Source organism: Photobacterium proteolyticum, assembly GCF_001939735.1.
Classification (GTDB): domain Bacteria; phylum Pseudomonadota; class Gammaproteobacteria; order Enterobacterales; family Vibrionaceae; genus Photobacterium; species Photobacterium proteolyticum.
The window spans coordinates 1-2,026 of the sequence record NZ_MJIL01000054.1 but is presented as its reverse complement, the minus strand read 5'-3'; the positions used below and the strand labels follow the sequence as shown (position 1 = coordinate 2,026).

The window sequence follows — 2,026 nt, the reverse complement described above, 5'->3', positions numbered from 1 at the left end:
CGCCCAGTCCGGTTTGTTTTCAATACTATAGGTATGTGTATCTCCCTGATCCGGGTCGGTCAGGGTCGGGGTAAAGCTATAAGCGACATCTTCATTGACTGTCGTTGCAGGCGAACCGGATAACTGCGGCGCGACATTATATTTCTTCACAACCGTCGCAGAAATGCTCGCGGCAGCATTGCCCGCTTCATCCGAAACCACCACCGACAACGTCAGGGTACCTTCGTCCAGCGAGCTTACATCGAGCCCGGTCACCTGCTCACTCACAGCATCAACAGCAACCGGCGAAGCACCAGACACGCTGTTGGTGCCATCACTGATTTGATAAGTAAATGAACCTGCACTTTCAAGGCCTGATAAGGTAAAGCTGAGCGCTGCCTCGTTACCCCGGTTAATCAGCGCCTGATCGATGACCACGCTGTGACCACTCGGCGCCTGTGTATCCACCGTCAGTACCAGCTGGGTGGCCGCGGTGTTGCCGTTGCCCGCCGCGTCAGTGAAGCTATCGGCATTGATGTCCAGCGTCGCATTGGTTTCTGAATCAGCCGTCGGCGTGAAGAGCGCGCTGTAGTGGGTAGCGCTGGTTGACACGAAGTTCGACAGCTCGCCGCCCGTTACGCTGATACCACCAATGTTGAAGTCGCTGCTGGCCTCGCTCAGTTCAATGGTGATCGTTGCGGTTTCGTCCGTCTTCAGGCTGGTCTTGTCACTGGTGATTGTCACGCTTGGCACCACGGTATCAACCGCCTGTGTGCTCTGGGTCGCGGCGGTATTGTTATTGCCTGCCGCATCACTAGCCATGTTGGCGGCCACATTCACCGTGATGTTGGCGGTGCTGGACGCATCCGGCGTCACCACCAGGGTATACACGCTGCCACTCACGGCAGTGAAGGTACCCTTCGTGCCGCCGCTGACGCTGATATCGTCCGCGGTAAAGCCCGTCACCGACTCACTGAAGGTGAAGGTGTAGGTTACATCCCCCGTCGCCGTCCCGGTGGTGTCGTCGCTGATCACTACACTCGGTATGGCCGTGTCCACCGGCTGCGTGCTCTGGGTCGCGGCGGTGTTGTTATTGCCTGCCGCATCGCTAGCCACGTTGGCGGCCACATTCACCGTAATGTCGGCGGTGCTGGACGCATCCGGCGTCACCACCAGGGTATACACGCTGCCGCTCACGGCAGTGAAGGTGCCCTTCGTGCCGCCGCTGACGGTGATGTCGTCCGCGGTAAAGCCCGTCACGTCTTCGCTAAAGGTGAAGGTGTAGGTCACATCCCCCGTCGCCGTCCCGGGGGTGTCATCGCTGATCGCCACGCTCGGTATGGCCGTGTCCACCGGCTGCGTGCTCTGGGTCGCGGCGGTGTTGTTATTGCCTGCCGCATCGCTAGCCACGTTGGCGGCCACATTCACCGTAATGTCGGCGGTGCTGGACGCATCCGGCGTCACCACCAGGGTATACACGCTGCCACTCACGGCAGTAAAGGTGCCCTTCGTGCCGCCGCTGACGGTGATGTCGTCCGCGGTAAAGCCCGTCACGTCTTCGCTAAAGGTGAAGGTGTAGGTCACATCCCCCGTCGCCGTCCCGGGGGTGTCATCGCTGATCGCCACGCTCGGTATGGCCGTGTCCACCGGCTGCGTGCTCTGGGTCGCGGCGGTGTTGTTATTGCCTGCCGCATCGCTAGCCACGTTGGCGGCCACATTCACCGTGATGTTGGCGGTGCTGGACGCATCCGGCGTCACCACAAGCGTATACACGCTGCCACTCACGGCAGTGAAGGTCCCCTTCGTGCCGCCGCTGACGCTAATATCGTCCGCGGTAAAGCCCGTCACGTCTTCGCTAAAGGTACAGGTGTAGGTCACATCCCCCGTCGCCGTCCCGGTAGTGTCATCGGTAATGGCCACCGTCGGCACGGCCGTGTCCACCGGCTGCATGCTCTGGGTCGCGGCAGTGTTGTTATTGCCTGCCGCATCGCTGGCCACGTTGGCGGCCACATTCACCGTGATGTCGGCGGTGCTGGACGCATCCGGC

Annotated in this window: 1 protein-coding gene; it reads right to left on the bottom strand. The window is 60.8% G+C overall.

Translation table 11 applies throughout. The features are described from left to right. A partial coding sequence (locus BIT28_RS29490; RefSeq protein ID WP_245823665.1) for a beta strand repeat-containing protein occupies positions 1–2,026 on the bottom strand: 2,026 nt, incomplete at both ends.